At 64.7% G+C, this 16142-nt stretch carries 15 protein-coding genes; 2 read left to right on the forward strand and 13 right to left on the reverse strand.

The genetic code is table 11. From position 1 onward, the window contains the following. Nucleotides 1–14 precede the first annotated feature (14 nt). Entirely contained in the window at nucleotides 15–2318 is a 2304-nt protein-coding gene (locus tag ACPJXG_RS15065) for a TonB-dependent receptor (RefSeq protein ID WP_425251537.1), read from the forward strand. Here the strand turns inward: ACPJXG_RS15065 and mdcH are convergent. The 9 genes from mdcH to mdcA are packed head-to-tail and all read right to left on the reverse strand — an operon-like array spanning nucleotide 2315 to nucleotide 9584. After that, the gene (gene mdcH, locus ACPJXG_RS15070; RefSeq protein ID WP_425251538.1) at nucleotides 2315–3253 is read right to left on the reverse strand and encodes a malonate decarboxylase subunit epsilon; all 939 of its coding nucleotides are present in this window, start codon (nucleotides 3251–3253) and stop codon (nucleotides 2315–2317) included. The genes ACPJXG_RS15065 and mdcH overlap by 4 nt on opposite strands. Next, a complete protein-coding gene (locus tag ACPJXG_RS15075; protein ID WP_425251539.1) occupies nucleotides 3250–3858 on the reverse strand; it encodes a malonate decarboxylase holo-ACP synthase in 609 nt (202 codons plus the stop codon). Before ACPJXG_RS15075 ends, mdcH begins: the two co-directional genes overlap by 4 nt. Continuing rightward, the gene (madM, locus tag ACPJXG_RS15080) at nucleotides 3858–4622 is read right to left on the reverse strand and encodes a malonate transporter subunit MadM (protein WP_035818466.1); all 765 of its coding nucleotides are present in this window, start codon (nucleotides 4620–4622) and stop codon (nucleotides 3858–3860) included. The genes ACPJXG_RS15075 and madM overlap by 1 nt, the downstream gene beginning before the upstream one ends. After that, nucleotides 4615–5016 (reverse strand): malonate transporter subunit MadL, encoded by a 402-nt coding sequence (gene madL / locus ACPJXG_RS15085; RefSeq protein WP_425251540.1) that lies wholly within the window; start codon nucleotides 5014–5016, stop codon nucleotides 4615–4617. The genes madM and madL overlap by 8 nt, the downstream gene beginning before the upstream one ends. Nucleotides 5017–5071: 55 nt before the next feature. Next, entirely contained in the window at nucleotides 5072–5884 is an 813-nt protein-coding gene (gene mdcE / locus ACPJXG_RS15090; protein WP_425251541.1) for a biotin-independent malonate decarboxylase subunit gamma, read from the reverse strand. Then, the gene (locus ACPJXG_RS15095; RefSeq protein WP_425251542.1) at nucleotides 5881–6735 is read right to left on the reverse strand and encodes a biotin-independent malonate decarboxylase subunit beta; all 855 of its coding nucleotides are present in this window, start codon (nucleotides 6733–6735) and stop codon (nucleotides 5881–5883) included. Before ACPJXG_RS15095 ends, mdcE begins: the two co-directional genes overlap by 4 nt. Next, entirely contained in the window at nucleotides 6732–7040 is a 309-nt protein-coding gene (locus tag ACPJXG_RS15100) for a malonate decarboxylase subunit delta (protein ID WP_176390669.1), read from the reverse strand. Before ACPJXG_RS15100 ends, ACPJXG_RS15095 begins: the two co-directional genes overlap by 4 nt. Further along, nucleotides 7027–7911, reverse strand: a complete 885-nt coding sequence (locus tag ACPJXG_RS15105) for a triphosphoribosyl-dephospho-CoA synthase (RefSeq protein ID WP_425251543.1) — start codon at nucleotides 7909–7911, stop codon at nucleotides 7027–7029. The genes ACPJXG_RS15100 and ACPJXG_RS15105 overlap by 14 nt, the downstream gene beginning before the upstream one ends. Next, nucleotides 7911–9584, reverse strand: coding sequence for a malonate decarboxylase subunit alpha (gene mdcA, locus ACPJXG_RS15110; protein WP_035818452.1), 1674 nt, complete (start codon nucleotides 9582–9584; stop codon nucleotides 7911–7913). Before mdcA ends, ACPJXG_RS15105 begins: the two co-directional genes overlap by 1 nt. Before the next feature lie 119 nt (nucleotides 9585–9703). Here mdcA and ACPJXG_RS15115 point away from each other — a divergent pair, with 119 nt between their 5' ends. Beyond that, nucleotides 9704–10627, forward strand: a complete 924-nt coding sequence (locus ACPJXG_RS15115; RefSeq protein ID WP_035818450.1) for a LysR family transcriptional regulator — start codon at nucleotides 9704–9706, stop codon at nucleotides 10625–10627. Nucleotides 10628–10667: 40 nt separating this feature from the next. Here ACPJXG_RS15115 and ACPJXG_RS15120 read toward each other — a convergent pair whose 3' ends face one another. The 4 genes from ACPJXG_RS15120 to ACPJXG_RS15135 form a co-directional block, all read right to left on the reverse strand. Beyond that, nucleotides 10668–11027 carry a hypothetical protein gene (locus ACPJXG_RS15120; protein WP_035818448.1) on the reverse strand — a complete coding sequence of 120 codons (360 nt, stop codon included), beginning with the start codon at nucleotides 11025–11027 and terminating at the stop codon, nucleotides 10668–10670. Between the two features lie 98 nt (nucleotides 11028–11125). Further along, nucleotides 11126–12955, reverse strand: coding sequence for a glycoside hydrolase family 15 protein (locus ACPJXG_RS15125; protein WP_425251544.1), 1830 nt, complete (start codon nucleotides 12953–12955; stop codon nucleotides 11126–11128). 3 nt (nucleotides 12956–12958) lie between these two features. Further along, entirely contained in the window at nucleotides 12959–13720 is a 762-nt protein-coding gene (gene otsB, locus ACPJXG_RS15130) for a trehalose-phosphatase (protein ID WP_425251545.1), read from the reverse strand. Next, nucleotides 13720–15984 carry an alpha,alpha-trehalose-phosphate synthase (UDP-forming) gene (locus ACPJXG_RS15135; RefSeq protein ID WP_425251546.1) on the reverse strand — a complete coding sequence of 755 codons (2265 nt, stop codon included), beginning with the start codon at nucleotides 15982–15984 and terminating at the stop codon, nucleotides 13720–13722. The genes otsB and ACPJXG_RS15135 overlap by 1 nt, the downstream gene beginning before the upstream one ends. Between the last annotated feature and the right edge of the window lie 158 nt (nucleotides 15985–16142).

The raw sequence follows: 16142 nt of genomic DNA on the forward strand, positions 1-16142 counted from the left end.
TATTCGCAGCCGCCATGCTGTCCACTGCCCCGCTCGCTTACGCGGCCGACGACGTCACCTTGCAGACCATCAAGGTCCGGGCAGACAAGCCTGCAAGCATCGACAGCGTCGTTCTGGTCGAGAATACGCAAGCCCAGAACAGGACCTTGGGCAACATGCTCGAGCATGTCTCTGGCGTACAAAGCAGCGCCTTCGGGCCGAATGCGGGCGCACCGGTGATACGCAGCCTGAGCGGCAGCCGCGTGCAGATACTCGAAGATGGCCAGTCCATCCTCGGCATGAATGCGCTCAGCGGCGACATCAACATCCCGTTCGATCCCCTGTTTGCGCGCAGCGTGACCGTCAACAAATCGTCCGATAGCGTGCGTTTTGGCGGCAATGCGATTGGCGGCAGCGTCGATGTCGATTCCGGCCTCATTTCCAGGAAGATGGAGAGCAAGGAGAAAGACCTGGAATTCGTCTTGCGCAAGGGCTTCAACGATGCCGACGCCCAGGGCTTGCGCATGAACTTCAACGATGGGAAGCGCTTCTCGACCAACCTGCAGATGTCCTTCCAGAAGATCGGACACTACGATATTCCGGGCAACAGCAAGGCCGGCGTGTGCAACAGCCAGCTATTCCCTTCGAGCGGCGGCGTGAATACCTTTCTGGCCGACAGTTGCCAGAAAGAAGCGAGGGTCCAGCAAGTCTACAACAAGGCGTCGCAACCGTTTATCGACCAGTTCATGAAGGAAAATCCGGACTGGGCCGATGGTGATTTTTCCTTCTATACGAATCAGCCGACCTCCGTCTGGCAGCGCAAGACCTACGTCAATCCGGCCAACCCCGCTTACGTGCCCGGTACGCCCAAGACAGTGCAGAACAAGATCAACAAGGACGTGACTCCCGACTACCACGGCACCCTGGGCAACAGCCATGCCAGCAATTCCCACTTTGCCGTCGGCAGCACCTACTTTTTCGATCGCGGCTACGTGGCCGTCAGCCTCGACACCAAGAATAGCGAGTATGGCGTGCCGGGCTTTTCCATGGAAAACAAGTCGTTCGGCGCGAACTATGACGAGGGACTGCCCGTCGGCGTCGTGATCAGCCAGGATAAATATGCGCTGGAAGCGAAGCTGCTCGACCCCGTCGCGTATATGGAAAGCGCGCAGCTGCGCGTATCCCGCCTGAACAATACGTCGGGAGAACGTCTCGGTGCGGCCAAGGCGAACGATTACCAGTTCGACACCAATCAGGCCGAACTGCTGCTGGCGCACCGGCGCGCGGGCCCATTGAGCGGCTTGCTTGGCTTGAGCCATCAATCCCGGGAAATCGCCGGTAGCGGACCTCAACTGTACCTGCCCGATGCGAGCACGGCCAGCCGCGCACTGTTCCTGAAGGAAAGGCTGGACTTCGACTGGGCCACCTTCGATGCCGGTTTTCGCCATGAAAAAGTCGATCACGAGATCCGCAAGAGCGGCTTCAAGACGTCGAGGAATGCCAGCAATTCCAAACTCGAGGACAAGTCGTTCAGCCTGAACAGCTATAGCCTGGGGGCCTCGGCCAAGCTGGGCCAGCTGTTCGGTGCAAAGCTGCGCTATGCCGCCTCGGAAAGAGCACCCGACGTCAATGAGTTGTATGCGAGCAACCGTCACTATTCGATCATGACGCAGGAAGAAGGCAACCAGGACCTGAAGGCCGAGCGCGCGCGGAATACCGAGCTTACGGGCTTATTCGCCAATCGCGGCTTCCAGCTGTCCGCAACGGGCTACGTCATGAAGTACGAAAACTATCTCTACCTTGGCCATTCGGGAGCGCAGATGGCCAATCGCTTGCCCTTGAAATATTGGAAGCAGACCGATACGACGGTCAGGGGATTCGAGATCGATGCCTCCCAGGTCATCCAGCTCGGCAGCTACGGCAAGCTGAACCTCTCCGCATTTGCCGACCTGGTCAAGAGCAAGGCGGACAATCCCGACAAGCTGCGCGCGCACAACGACGGCGCCTATCTGCCCAACATGCCCACCAACCGCTATGGCGCCAACGTGCTGTGGGAAAACAAGGGCTGGAAGACCCGGCTGTCCAGCACCTGGTACGACAAGCAGAAGTATCTGGGCAAAAGCGTCAGCGAGGAAGTGCCACTCGACGGCTACACCATGGTGAACTTCCAGGTGAGCCGCGCACTGCAGGTGCCGAATTCGCCGTTCGCAGGCATCGAAGTGTTCATCAGCGGCACCAACCTGCTCGATGACGATGCCCGGCCGCACAATTCTCCACTGAAATACATCGCGCCCTTGCCGGGCAGGGGTTTCCAGATTGGGTTGAGCGCCAAGCTTTAAAGCACGGTACCACCGCGCTCCCTGCCCACCAGCGCCAGCAGGCTGTCGCCCCGGTTGCCATCGCAGCAGATGGCCACGCCGTCCGTGAAGTCGGGCGCCGTCAGCCGCGTCAGGACGCTGCCGGGCGGCATTTCCACTGCCAGCCGTGCGCCCCGCTCCCACGCCAGGCGCACGGTAGCGCTCCACTGCACGCGCTGCGCCATGTTGGCGGTCAGGCTGTCGCGGATGCGGGCCGGGTCGAACAGCGCGCGCGCCGCGCTGCTGCTCAGGTAGACGAGCGATGGCCGGCGCACGACCACACCATCGAAGGCGGCAGCCATGTCGCCCGCGGCAGCCGCCATCAACGGGCAATGCGACGGCACGCTGACGGCCAGGCGCCTGGTCTTGCTGGCGCCATGCGCCAGGGCCAGCGCCATCACAGCGTGCAAGGCGGCTTCGCTGCCGGCAATGGCGATCTGGCGCGGCGCGTTCAGGTTGGCGACATACACGGGCGTGGCCGCGCCATGCACTTGCGCCAGCAAGGGTTCCAGCTGCGCAAGATCAAGCCCGATGATGGCCGCCATGCCGTAACCGGCGGGATACGCCTGCTCCATCAACTCGCCGCGCCGCGCCACCAGGCGCACGGCATCGGTGAAATCGAGCGCGCCGGCGACGACGGCCGCCGCATACTCTCCGATGGAAAAGCCGGCCACCATGGCCGGCAGCGCGCCGCGCGCCCCCAAGGAGCGCGCCATGGCCACGCCCGCGATCAGCAAACACAGTTGCACGGCCCGCGTCGACGCCAGCGCGGCAGCCGTGTCCAACGCCAAGGGATCGTGACCCAGCACGTCCGCCGCTTCGGCCAGAACCGCCGCCACGGCCGCATCGCCGGGCAGCGCATGCAGCATGCCCGGAGTCTGGGCGCCCTGGCCGGGAAATGTAAACAAGACGCTCATGTCAGCTCCCATGGCGTGGCCGTCAGCACGGGACCACGATCCGTTTTCAGCAAGACCTTGGCCCGCCCCGCCGCCCACTCGGCATACGCAAAGCCGCCCATGCCCGTGTCGATCTGCAGATCCAGCCGGCATGCCGTGACGGTCGCCGCGATGGCGCGCAGGGCCTCGGCCTGGTCGGCGTCCGGCGGCGCGGCGATGCGCAGCAAGAGATCGAGGTCGCTGTCGGCGCGCAGCACGGGCAAGCTGCTGGCCAGCGCAAATCCCACGCCGCCCGTTGGACCCCAGGCCCAGCCTGTGGCGTCGAGCAGCGGCGCGACTTGCCGCAACGCGTCCAGCGCGGCGCAGGAAAAATCCGCCACTGGCGCATGCGCCAGCATTTCCGGTGTCACGCGGCGCACGACGGCGGCGGCATCCACTTCGCACGCATGCCGCTCGCTGCGCAGCATGCCGCGCAAGCCCACGGGGATGCGCCCGGGCGAGCAGCTGGCGCGCCGCAGCACCACCGGTGCGGTCTGCAGCCAGGCGACGTCGGCCCAGGCGGGCAAGGATGCGTCGTCCGGCAAGCCGTCCAGCCACAGCAAATCATGCGCGCGCCAGGCGTCCATCAGGCCACCACCGCCTTGACGGCAAAGAACAGCAACGATGGACCCAGCAAGCAGCCCAGGCCCGTATGAAACGTGGCCACCAGCGCGCCATACGGCACCAATTTGCGGTCGGTGGCGGCAAGGCCCGCCGAGACGCCGCTGACAGTGCCGGCCAGGCCGCCGAAGACCATGGCCGAACGCGGCGTTTTCAGGCGCAGGAAACGCGCTGCGGCCGGCGTGCCGACCATCACCAGGATGGCCTTGATGAGGCCCGCCGCGATGCTCAGGGCCATGACGTCGGAACTGGCGCCGATGGCCGCACCCGTGACGGGGCCGACGATGTACGTGACGGCGCCGGCCCCGATGGTGGTCATGCTGACGGCGTCCGAATAGCCAAACGCGTACGCGACGCCGGCGCCGACGAGAAATGGCAGCACCACGCCCAGCATCAGCGCCACGACACCGATCAGGCCCGCCTTGCGCGCCTCAGTCGCCTGCACTTCGAAGGCCGTGGCGACGATGGCAAAATCGCGCAGCATGGCGCCGCCCATCAGGCCGATGCCGCCGAACAGCGACAAATCGGCCAGTCCCTTGTGGCCGCCGCTATGCACGCCGCCCCAGTAAGCGAGGCCCAGGCCGATCACGATGGCAATCGCCGAACCGTGCACGCGGCCCAGGGTCAGATACTTCGACAGCGCCACCGACAGCAGCATGATCAGGCCGACAAAGGCGAATGCCGTCACCAGGCCGTTGTGGATGGCGGCTTTTTCAAAGAGTTCAAGCATGACGGTGCTCCTTGATCAACATCGGGTCGGCTTCGGCGGCGGGGTTTTCCATCCTGTTCATCAGAGAAATCACGGCGCCGCAAACGAGCACGGAACCGATGGCGGCCAGCACGGCCACCGGGCCGCCGCGCAAGGCCGCCACCACGTCCTGCTGCGCCGCCATCGCCACCACCACGGGAATATACATGGCGCCCCAGTATTCGACGCCCCGCTCCGTCATCTGCGGCAGCCCTGCGCGGCGCTGCATGTAGAGCCGGGCGCAGATCAATAGCAGCATGGCGATGCCCACGCCGCCCACGTTGGTCTTGACGCCCATCAGCTGCCCGAGCAGGTCGCCCAGGAAGATGCCGAGCAAATGGCACAGGGCCAGCAGTGCGGTTCCGTAAATGATCATGATTTGTCTCCGTTATAGGAATAGGAATGACTTGAAGTCTTCTCTGTTGTTTCACTTACCACTGCTGCCCCAGCACCTCCCTGACTTTTGCCGACGCCTGGCGGTGCAGCGCGCCCAGGCGGCTGGACAGGTCGCGCTGCGGATCGGCGCGGATGTCGGCCAGCGCCGCCTGCAGGCTGCCCTGCACCTGTGCCAGATCAAGCTGGGACGGATCGTCCGGCTGCGCCACTTGCAAGGTTTGCCACAGCAAGCCCAGGGTGGCGTAGTTGCCAATGTCGTAGGCCATCGGCGCGATGCTTGCGGCCAGCGCTTCCAGTGCTGCCACAGTGCGCAGGGTGATGCGGGCGGCCGAGGCCTTGCCCATCGCATGCACCATCACGTGCGGATCGTCGAGCGCGATCAGGCGGTTGGCCTGGTAGCCGTGCGCGAGGAAGGCGCCCGACATGGCCTTGCCGACGATCAGGCCAATCACGGGATGGCCGGCCAGGCGCGCCTCGGCATACGCCCCCGCCGCGCCGGCCAGCGCCTGGTGGATGCCGTACGCTTCCTCGCGCCGGCCATACGCCTGGCTGGCCACGTCGATGACGGCGACGATGGGCCGCTTCACGGCCAACTCGCGGTCTTCAAGCACCACCTGCCGCACGGCGCGCGCCAGCTGCCACGCCTCGACCAGGCCGATTTCACCGGTGCGGGCGCGCGAAAAACGGTTGTCCGGGTCGGGCAGCACGGCGAGGTAGCGCGCAGTTTCTACGGCCAGCGGCGCGTCGACCACGCGCACGGAAGGCGGATAACCGTCCAGCGGCGCAGCGTTATTCGTGAGTGCCGCCAGCCAGACGGCGCCCCGGCTCGTTTCGGTGATGGCGTTCATGCTGCGGTTCCTTTGCTGTAGATGCTGCGCACGGCTTGCGGCGTGGCTTGCGGCCCGGCGTCCACTTGCGCCAGGCGGGCGAGAAAATCATCTGCCTGACTGCTGCGGTGCTGTGCCGGCACGCCGCGTGCGAACAATGCGGCCACTGTGGCGCGCATCTGCGCCGTATCGTCCTCGACATAGGCGTCGGCCAGGCCGCTGTGGAAACGCTGCTCGCCGCCCGTGAGGCTCCAGATGAACGGTTTGTTGCGCGAGTCGAATTCGTCCACGCCCGCTTCCTGCTCGATCACGGCGGGACCATTGAGCCCCAGGCGCGCCTCGCGCGTGACGATCAAGTAACTGCACAGACCTGCCGCGATCGACATGCCGCCGTAGCAGCCGACGGTGCCGGCCGTGATCCCGATCACGGGCTGGTAGCGGCGCAGATCGACAATCGCCGCATGGATGTCGGCGATGGCAGCGAGGCCCAGGTTGGCTTCCTGCAGGCGCACGCCGCCCGTCTCGAACAGGATCACGGCGCGTGTCGGTATGCCGTTGCGGTTGTCGCGCGCCGCCAGTTCCAGCGCGCCGGCGATTTTCGCGCCGCCCACTTCGCCCATGCTGCCGCCCTGGTAGGCGCCTTCGATGGCCAGCACCACGGCCGGCTGGCCGTCGAACAGGCCCTTGGCCACCACCACGCCGTCATCCGCCTGGGCCGTCACGCCTTGTTGCGGCAGCCAGGGCGAGGCGATGCCGCAGAACGGATCGAGCAGTTCGCGCATGCTGCCAGCGTCCAGCAAGGCCCTGGCCCGGCTGCGCGCCCCGCGTTCGATGAAGCTGTCGCGCTCCAGCAATTCCTTCAAGGTGCTCATGCCGTCCTCCCCGCTTGCAATTCTTCGTAGGCTTGCTCGATGCGCATGCGCACCACGCCCGGCGTGGCGCCGCAATCGTTGATGACGATGCGCGCCGCCGGCAGCGGCTCGCCGCCGAATACGCGCTGCAGGAGCGCATCCCACACGGCGCCCTTGCCATCGACGGAGGTGTTGACGACGATGCGGGTCACGCCATCGTCGCCTGGCTGCAGCAGCACTTCCAGATCGCCCGAGCCGACGACGCCGGCCAGGGCGCGGCTAGACGCCGGCTGCCCGGCCGGGAATGTATAGTCACGCGTTTCCATGCGCTTCTCCCTGTGTCAATCGGTCGAGGAACAGGGTCGCCGCCAACAGATCGGCCGCGCCGCCAGGCGACACGCCGCGCGCCAGCGCCACCGCTTCCAGCGCCAGCAGCGCTTGTGAACCGTCGGCCGTGGCCGCGCCGCCGGCCGCCAGCACCCGCGCCGCCCCTGCCTGCAATGCCAGCAAAGCCGCCTCGCCGCCGCGCGACAGCACGCAGGTGTCATCGAGCTGGCTCACTATCGCCAGCAAGGCGTTCAGGCGCGCCGTCGTTTCGTTATCGCCGCGCGCCCGCGAGGCGTGCAAGGCCGGCAATCCGGCGCCCGTCACCAGGGGAAAGCCTGCCCGGGCCTGGCCGCGCGCACCATCGACCTGGTACTGGCGGCACGCCAGCTCGCCCTTGTTGCCGGTGGCGCCAGGCGCGCCGCGGTCGTGCAAACGGGCCAGCGCACCGGCCCGCGCCGCCACGGCTGTTGGCGCCAGCGATGCGCCGCGCGCGCCCTGCTGCGCCGCCGCCGTCACCAGGAGACCCAGCGCCCAGATGGCGCCCCGGTGCGTGTTCACGCCGCCCGTCGCCGCCAGCATCAGCGCCTCGCCATCGCGGCCGATGGCGCCGATGCGCTGGCGCAGCTGGTCGTCGTCTTCACTCTGCGCGCCAGCGTCGGCCATGGCGGCAAACACGGGCTCCAGCACGCAGGCCGAATGGCACATCAGGGCCCAGTTCAAGTCCGTGTGTGCGCCACGGCTGCGCAAATCGACCAGGCCCGGTTTCGGCGTCAAGGTCACTTCATCGAGCAGCGCCTGCCGCACTTGCCGTCCCAGCGCGGCAGAACGTCTCTGCACTGGCCTTATCATCATTGTGCTCATTGCAATCATTACCAGCTCCTGAATTTGGCGGGGGGTTGATACAGGCCGTCCGACCATTCGACCAGGTCGGCGATGCTTTTCGCCGCCAGCAGCGAGCGGTTCGCCGCGCCGCGCTGCACACCGATATCCTCGGGCAGCGCGATCAGGCCGTCGGCGCGCAACTTGGCCGTCGTCTTCGGGTCGTGGCGCAGGCCGATGGGCGTGACGCCGGCGACCGCCGCCAGCATGGCCTTGCGCTCGTCGAGCGAACGGGCCTTGTACAGGTAGGCGATGCCCTCTTCCGTCAGCACGTGGGTGACATCGTCACCGTAGATCATCACGGGCGCCAGCGGCATGCCGCTGGCCTGGCCCACTGCGACGGCGTCGAGCGATTCGACGATCGTCGGCTGGCCGCCATCCTGGAACGTTTCGACCATCTGCACCACCAGCTTCTTGCCGCGCGCGAGCGGGTCGTCCGTCTCGATCAGGTCCAGCCAGGCCGGTGTCGGGTGGCGCCGGCCATGCGGATCGTGGCCCATGTTGGGCGCGCCGCCGAAGCCGGCCAGGCGGCCATTCGTCACCGTCGACGAATTGCCCAGGCCATCCATCTGCAAGGTGGCGCCGATGAACAGGTCGACCGCGTACTGGCCCGCCAGCTGGCACAGGGCGCGGTTCGAGCGCATCGAACCGTCGCGGCCCGTGAAGAACACGTCGGGCCGGGCCGCCGCATAACCTTCCATGCCCAGTTCCGCGCCGAAGCAGTGCACGCTCTCGACCCAGCCCGTCTCAATGGCGGGGATCAGGGTCGGATGGGGGTTGAGCACCCAGTTGCGGCAAATCTTGCCTTTCAAGCCCAACTGCTCTCCATACGTGGGCAAAATCAGCTCGATGGCGGCCGTATTGAAGCCGATGCCGTGATTCAGCGACTGCACCTGGTGTTTTTCGTACACGCCGCGAATCGCCATCATGGCCATCAGCACGTGCACGGGCTTGATCACGCGCGGGTCGCGGGTAAACAGCGGTTCGATGAAGAACGGTTTATCGGACTGCACGACGAAATCGATCCACGAGCCAGGCACGTCGACCCTGGGTAAATCGCTGACGTCGTCGACGATCTGGTTGACCTGGGCGATGACGATGCCGTCGCGGAAGGCCGCCGATTCCACCAAAGTCGGCGTGTCCTCGGTGCTGGGGCCCGTATACAGATTGCCCTGGCGGTCGGCCATGTAGCCGGCCACCATGACGACGTTGGGCGTGAGGTCGACGAACAGGCGCGCATACAGTTCGATGTAGGTGTGGATGGCGCCCACCTCGAGCAAGCCATCCTGCAGGAACTGGGCGATGCGCAGGCTTTGCGTGCCGGCAAACGAGAAATCGAGCTTGCGGGCGATGCCCCGCTCGAACAGGTCCAGGTGCTCGGGCAGGCTGACGCTGGGCATGATCAGGTGCAGATGGTGGATCTTGTCGGGGTTGACCTGGGTCAACATGCGGGCGAGGAAATCGGCCTGCTTCTGGTTATTGCCTTCGAGGACGACGCGGTCGCCCGGCGCAAGCAGGGCTTCCAGCACGGCGACCATGTCGCCCTGTTGCAGCACGGGGCCGCTCGCGTACTGGCGCACGGCTTCCAGGCGGCGGCGCTTCTCGGTGCGCCGCGTGTCCCATTGTTTTTGCCGCTGCCCTGGCGCTGCTGTGGCGGTTGACATCTTGCCTCCGAATTGAGCTATCGAAGCCTGACGATAGAGCGAAAACGGAACCGCGACAATCAACCTGCTACCATGTTCATTACTCTGAAGTTAATGAACTCACGATAATCACGGTGATCATGGCCATCAACGAAGAAATCACGCTGAAAAAGCTCGAGGTTTTTCTCAGCTTTATGGAATTGAACAACCTGGCAAGGGTGGCCGATGCGCTGGGCCAAAGCACGGTCAGCGTGCACCGCGCCCTGCACTCGCTGGAAGACGGCTTGCGCTGCCCCCTGTTCAAGCGCGAGGGGCGCAGCCTGATCCCCCTGCATGCGGCCTACACCTTTGCCGAGTCGGCGCGGCGCGCGCTGGCCGAGTGCGAGGAAGGCGTGCGCAAGGTGCGCGAAATGTCGGGCATCAACCCCGTGCGCCTGAAGATCGGTTCGCTGTATTCACTGACCCTGCACTGCATCCCGCAACTGGTGATCGCCCTGAAACTGCGCCGGCCCGGCCTCGACATCGACCTGACGCTGGGCTCGAACCGCGAACTGCTGCAAAGCCTGGCCGATGGACGTTTGGACGCCATCATCGTCGGCGTGCAGGAAGACGAACAGCATGCGGGCCTGGTGGCCGTGCCCCTGTTCCAGGACGACATCTACCTGGCCGCACCGCTAGCCTCGCCGTATGCGGGAGCCGCATCGGTGGACTTGCAGCAGCTGCGCAACGATAAATTCGTCACCCTGAACGAAGGTTTCGTCACCTCGCAAAGCTTCAACCACGCGTTCGACCTGGCGGGATTCGTGCCCGACACGGCCATGCGCGTGGGCGACATCTTCTCGCTGATCAACCTGGTCAGCGGCGGCATCGGCTACAGCCTGCTGCCGGGCCGCGTGCGCGCCTTCAGCTCGCGCATCGAACTGCTGCCGCTGGACGCGCGCTACGGCTCGCACCAGCAGATTACCCTGCTGATGCTGAGCAGCCGCGAGCGCGACCCGAATTTGCTGGCCCTGGCGGCGGAGTGCCGATTGTATGGACGTGGCGAGCGCGCAACTGGCAACTGAAATAGCGTCGCAGGAGCGCCGCGAGCATGCCTGTATCAACTCAAGTTGGAAACTCTCCGCGCATATAGGTTTTCCAGAGATTGTCGATAAAGTCGATCTCGACTTTATTCTGGCATGCCTGCGCAATCAAGCCCATATCGTCCGACACGTAGCCAGCAAGGTCGGAATTTTCAGTGACTTGATACACTTTCTTGAATGCGATCTCCCTGATCTCCTTCACTTGGGCGCCTTCAGATGGACAAGATGAGCTCACTTTTTCGTAGCTGGCACACCATGCGCCATCAAACTCAGCAGATTCCCTGTCGTCCAATGCAGCATCCCAATCAGTCTCTTTCTGGAAAATAGTCTCAAGAAAAGTGCTGTCATTTATTGTCGCTAAAATGTCGTTTTCGGTCGTCATCTCGATATTTCATATTGATCAGTGTAGATGCCATTCGGCATTTCGTGTTCTGGCGCACCAAGGCGGGTGATGACCTGGCGCGGAATGACACGGTACGATTAAACCGCGCTATCCCAAGGCGCTGACAAGCGCACGGCGCAGTTGATGAGGCCCACCATCGAATACGTCTGCGGGAAATTGCCCCACATCTCGCCCGTCACGGGATGCGTATCTTCCGACAACAAGCCCAGGTGGTTGCGCGCCAGCAGCATGGTCTCGAAGATTTTGCGCGCTTCGTCTTTCCTGCCGATGCGCGCCAGCGCGTCGATGCGCCAGAAGGTGCAGATGTTGAAGGCCGTTTCAGGTTTGCCGAAGTCGTCGGGCGCTTCGTAGCGGCGCATGTAGGGGCCGTCGCACAGCGATGCTTCCAGCGCGTCGACTGTCGCGATGAAACGCGGATCCATGGGGTCGATGAAGTTGACTTCCGCCATCAGCAGCACGGAGGCGTCGAGGTCGCGCCCGCCCAGGCTTTCCGCGAAGGCCTGGCGCTCCTCGCTCCACGCTTCGCGCAGTAATCTCTCGCGTATCAGCACGGCGCGGCTGTTCCAGTGGTCGGCGCGGTCCGGCAAGCCCAGTTTATGCGCGACCTTGGCCAGGCGGTCGCAGGCGGCCCAGCTCATCAGCATGGACGAGGTATGGACCCTGGCGCGCGTGCGCAGCTCCCACATGCCCGCGTCCGGTTCCGCGTGCAGTTTGAAGGCCTGGTCGCCCACGGCTTCCAGCGCGGCGAACTCGGCTTTTCCCGCCCGGTGGAACAAGCGATGGTCAAGAAACGCCTGCGCCGCGCCCAGGACGATATTGCCGTAGACATCGTGCTGGAAGTGTTCCTGCGCCTGGTTGCCGACGCGCACGGGGCCATTGCCGCGGTAGCCGGGCAAGTGGTCGAGCATGGATTCGGGCAACTGCTCTTCCAGGCCGATGCCGTACAGGGGCTGGATGTGCCCGCCTTTCGAGCGGGCGACGATATTCGTCAGCCAGCGCAAATACTCTTCCATGGTGCCCACTTCCGACAGGCTGTTCAGCGCGCGCACGACAAAGAAGGCGTCGCGCAGCCAGCAGTAGCGGTAATCCCAGTTGCGGCTGCTGCCGGGCGCTTCCGGGATGCTGGTGGTCATGGCGGCGATGATGGCGCCCGTGTCTTCATATAAAGACAGTTTCAGGGTGATGGCCGCGCGGATGACCACGTCCTGCCATTCCAGCGGCACGGCCAGGCGGCGCGTGTAGGTGCGCCAATAGTTGATGGTTTCCTTTTCGAAGATGCGCGCCGTCTCGTCGATGCCGCCGGCCAGGGTTTCATCGGGACCCAGCAGGAAGTTGGCCGTGCCGCCCAGCACGAAGTACGTTTCGCTCAGTACATAGTTGAGCGATACATCGGTGTTCAGGCGCAAGGTCTGTTCCGGCCCCACGTAGCGGATGTGGTGGCTGCCCTGCGTGATCTGCGGCGCCAGCTTGCCCCAGTCGTAGCGGGGGCGCAGGCGAACACGGATGCGCACGGCGTGGTCGAGCGGCCGGACGCGGCGGATCAGCATCAGCGGGCGGAACATGCGGTCGCGGCTGAGGAATCGGGGCGCGAAGTCCGTGATTTCCACGCCGCGCCCTTGCGTGTCGTACAGCCGCGTGCGCAGCACGGCCGTGTTCGGCTCGTAGAATTGCTCGCTGCGGGCAAAGTTTTCAATGTCGATGGCCCACACGCTGCCGTTTTCCGTGGCGTCCAGCAAGCCGTTGAAGACCGGGTCGCCATCGAAACGGGGCAGGCACGACCAGACGACTTGCCCCGCCTGGTCGATCAGCGCGCTGAAGGCGCAATTGCCCACCACGCCGCAGTTGAGGGACGCTTGCGCGGGCACGCCGCCGGGGGCGTCATAAGCTTGTTCTGGGGATATGGTCATCGGCTACTCCTTGAAGGGGGATACGGACGCGGCCAGCAGCGCCGTGCGCAAGGCGCCCGGGCTGGCCAGGCGCAGGGTGGCGGCGCTGGGGCCCTTGCCCACTTTCACGCCCTGCCCGCCTGCTTGTTGTACAAAGGCAAAGCCTGCCTCGTCGGTGGTGTCATCGCCCGCGAACACGGGACGGCGGCCGGCGAATGGCGCCTCCACCATGAAGGCGGCGATGGCGCCACCCTTGTCCGTGGCGGCCGGCTTGGCTTCCAGGACCATTTTGCCATGCAACAGCAATACCCCCGGGCACGCTTGCACGGCCGCCGTCATTTCGTGTACGCACAATTGCTCGAGTTCCGGCGCCAGCCGGTAATGCAGGGCCACGGCGCCGCGCTTGTGTTCCACCAGCAAGCCGGGATATATCGCCGCCAGCGCCCGGGCGCGGGCCAGCACGGGCGAGACGTCGGGCGTGGCCGCCACATGCAGCGCGCCATCGGCGTCGCGCCGCTCCACGCCGTGCACGCCGGCAACCGGCAAGGTCAAGGGCGCCAGCATGGCGTCGATCTGGGCGATGGGACGGCCGGAAATGAGGGCCAGCGCGCCGCCGTGGCGCTCGGCCAGCAGCGCCAGCGCTTCGACCACGCCCCCTTCCAGGCGCACGCCGTCGGGCGTGGGCGCCAGGTCGACCAGGGTGCCGTCAAAGTCGAGGAAAACGGCACTGCCAGGCGCACCCAGCAGCTGCAGCAAAGCCGCACTATCGTCAGGTGTATCGTCCATCAGATCCCCTTGCGCCGCTTGATGCGGCTGTGGGCGTCGATCTTGGTCATGACCTTGTCGCGCTGGCGCAAACGGGCCGCGTCCAGCAGCATGCGCCCCGCCCAGCGGTAGACATTGAAATGCTTGACTCGCGCCCGCATGCTTTTCATGCGTTCGCGCTGCTCCACGGGCGGCATCACGAGGGCGCGGTACAGGGCTTCGGCGCCCTGCTCGATGTGGTAGGGGTTGATGATCAGCGCTTCGTGCAGCTCGCGCGCGGCGCCAGTGAACTGGCTCAGCACCAGCACGCCCAGCTCGTCGTCGCGCGCGGCGATGAATTCCTTGGCCACCAGGTTCATGCCGTCATGCAAGCTCGTCACCATACACACTTCGGAAGCGCGGAAATAGCGCTGCAAATCGTCCTGGCCATGGTGCTCCGCTTTCAGCAGGATGGGCACATAGTTGCCGCTGCCGAAGCGGCGGTTGATGCGCTCGACCATCTTGCGCACCCGGGCGTCGAAACTTTGATATTCATCGAGCGAAGCGCGGCTGGGGGCGGCAATTTGCACGAAGGTAAAATTGCCCACCATGCCAGGCTGCTGTTCCAGCATGCGCTCGACCGCCTGGAAGCGCTCGACGATGCCTTTGGTGTAGTCGAGGCGATCCACGCCGATGCCCAGCAAGTGGTCGGGCGCCACGCCCAGTTCGCTGCGGATTTGCGCGCGGCACGTGGCCACGTCGGGCTGCGCCGGATTGTCTTCCGGCCAGGCGATGGAAATCGGATAATCCTCGACCTGCGTCATCTCGCCGCCGTAGGAAATCGTCGACGCTTCGGGTTCGATGCGGGTTTCCAGGTAGCGGTCCACCGTTTCCAGGAAATTCTTGCGGTGGAATGGCGTGTGGAAACCGAGGATGGTGCTGCCCAGCAAGCCGTCGAGGATTTCTTCACGCCAAGGGCAAATGCCGAACGATTCCGAGTTCGGCCAGGGGATATGCCAGAAGGTGATAATCGTCGCCTTCGGCAAGGCTTCGCGCACCATGCGCGGCAGCAAGGCAAAATGGTAATCCTGCACCAGCACGACGGGGTTGTCCGTCTTCGCTTCGGCGATCACGGCGTCGGCGAAGCGGCGGTTGACTTTCACGTACTGCTCCCAGTCGGACGAGCGGAACACGGGGCGCACGTGGGCGATATGGCACAGCGGCCACATGCCTTCATTGGCGAAGCCATAATAATAGCCCTGCTCTTCCTCGTCCGTCAGCCACACGCGGCGCAAGGTATAGCTGGGATTGTCGGGCGGCACGGGCACGTGGTCGAGTTTATCGACCGTCTCGCGGTCGGCGGAACCGGCGCCATGCGCGATCCACGTGCCGGAACAGGCGCGCATCACGGCTTCCACGGCCGTCACCAGGCCGCTGGCGGGACGCTGCACCGCAACACCGGTCTCCGTTTTGGTGTGGATGTACGGCTCGCGGTTCGACACGACGAGCACCTGGTCGCCCGACAAGTCCGCTTCCAGCAAGGCGCGCAGCTTGTCCGGCGTCCAGTCGGACGACCAGCCGTTATCGCCCTGGCGTTCCAAATGGTATTCCTGCAGCAATTCGCGCAAGTCGCCGATCAGCGGCTGCATTTCCGGCGGTGGCGCGGGCGCGGCGGCGGGTGCGGCAGCGGCCACTGCGCCATTACTCTTCGGCAGCAACTCGCCCCGTAAAATATCCTTGACGGCCGCCAGCCAGCCGCGCCAGCTCAGGTGCGCGACGAACACGGTCATCAGGGAAATCAGCACGGCCAGCACGGCCAGGAAAGCAAATATAAAACGTTTGGTATCCGTATTGCGGCGCTCGACAAAGCTCATGTCCTGCACCAGCACCAGGCGGCCCAGCTGGGACGCATCCTGCATCACGGGCGTTTCGCTGAGGTGGACCTGGCCTTGGGGCAATTGCGCCAGGGATTTGTACAGGCCGCCGGTGGGAGGCGTGCTCCAGCAACCGATGGAAGCGGGGTATTGCGCGGATTGGTACAGCAAGTGGCCCGCGTTGTCGCAAAAGCCGATGGCGATCAGGCGTTCGTCGCGCGTGGCGCCCTGGAACAGTTCGCTGATGCGGCTGGCGTCTTGCGCGGGCAGGTATTCGGTGAGCGAGGGCCGGAGGGTTCCAGCGAGCAATTCCGCCCGGCTGTCGAGATCGCGCACATACCAGCGCAGGGTGATGTTGTCGAGCAGGGGTACTACGATATAAGCAAACAGTCCCAGCACCAGGGCCAGTGGCAGGATGAAGCGCAAGGACATTCGGAGTGATCGTACTATCATCGTTTTCCTTTGCAAAAACAAAAAGCATGGCAAGTATGACTATGTTTCCGCTGCGGCGACGCCCGTTTGCTTTCCATATTGAAACGTCAACGTGACATGGCGCAGCGCAGCAATTTCGTCCAGTATCCACCTTGACG

Origin of the sequence: Janthinobacterium sp. NFX145 (assembly GCF_049810325.1) — a bacterium.
GTDB lineage: Bacteria > Pseudomonadota > Gammaproteobacteria > Burkholderiales > Burkholderiaceae_D > Janthinobacterium > Janthinobacterium rivuli.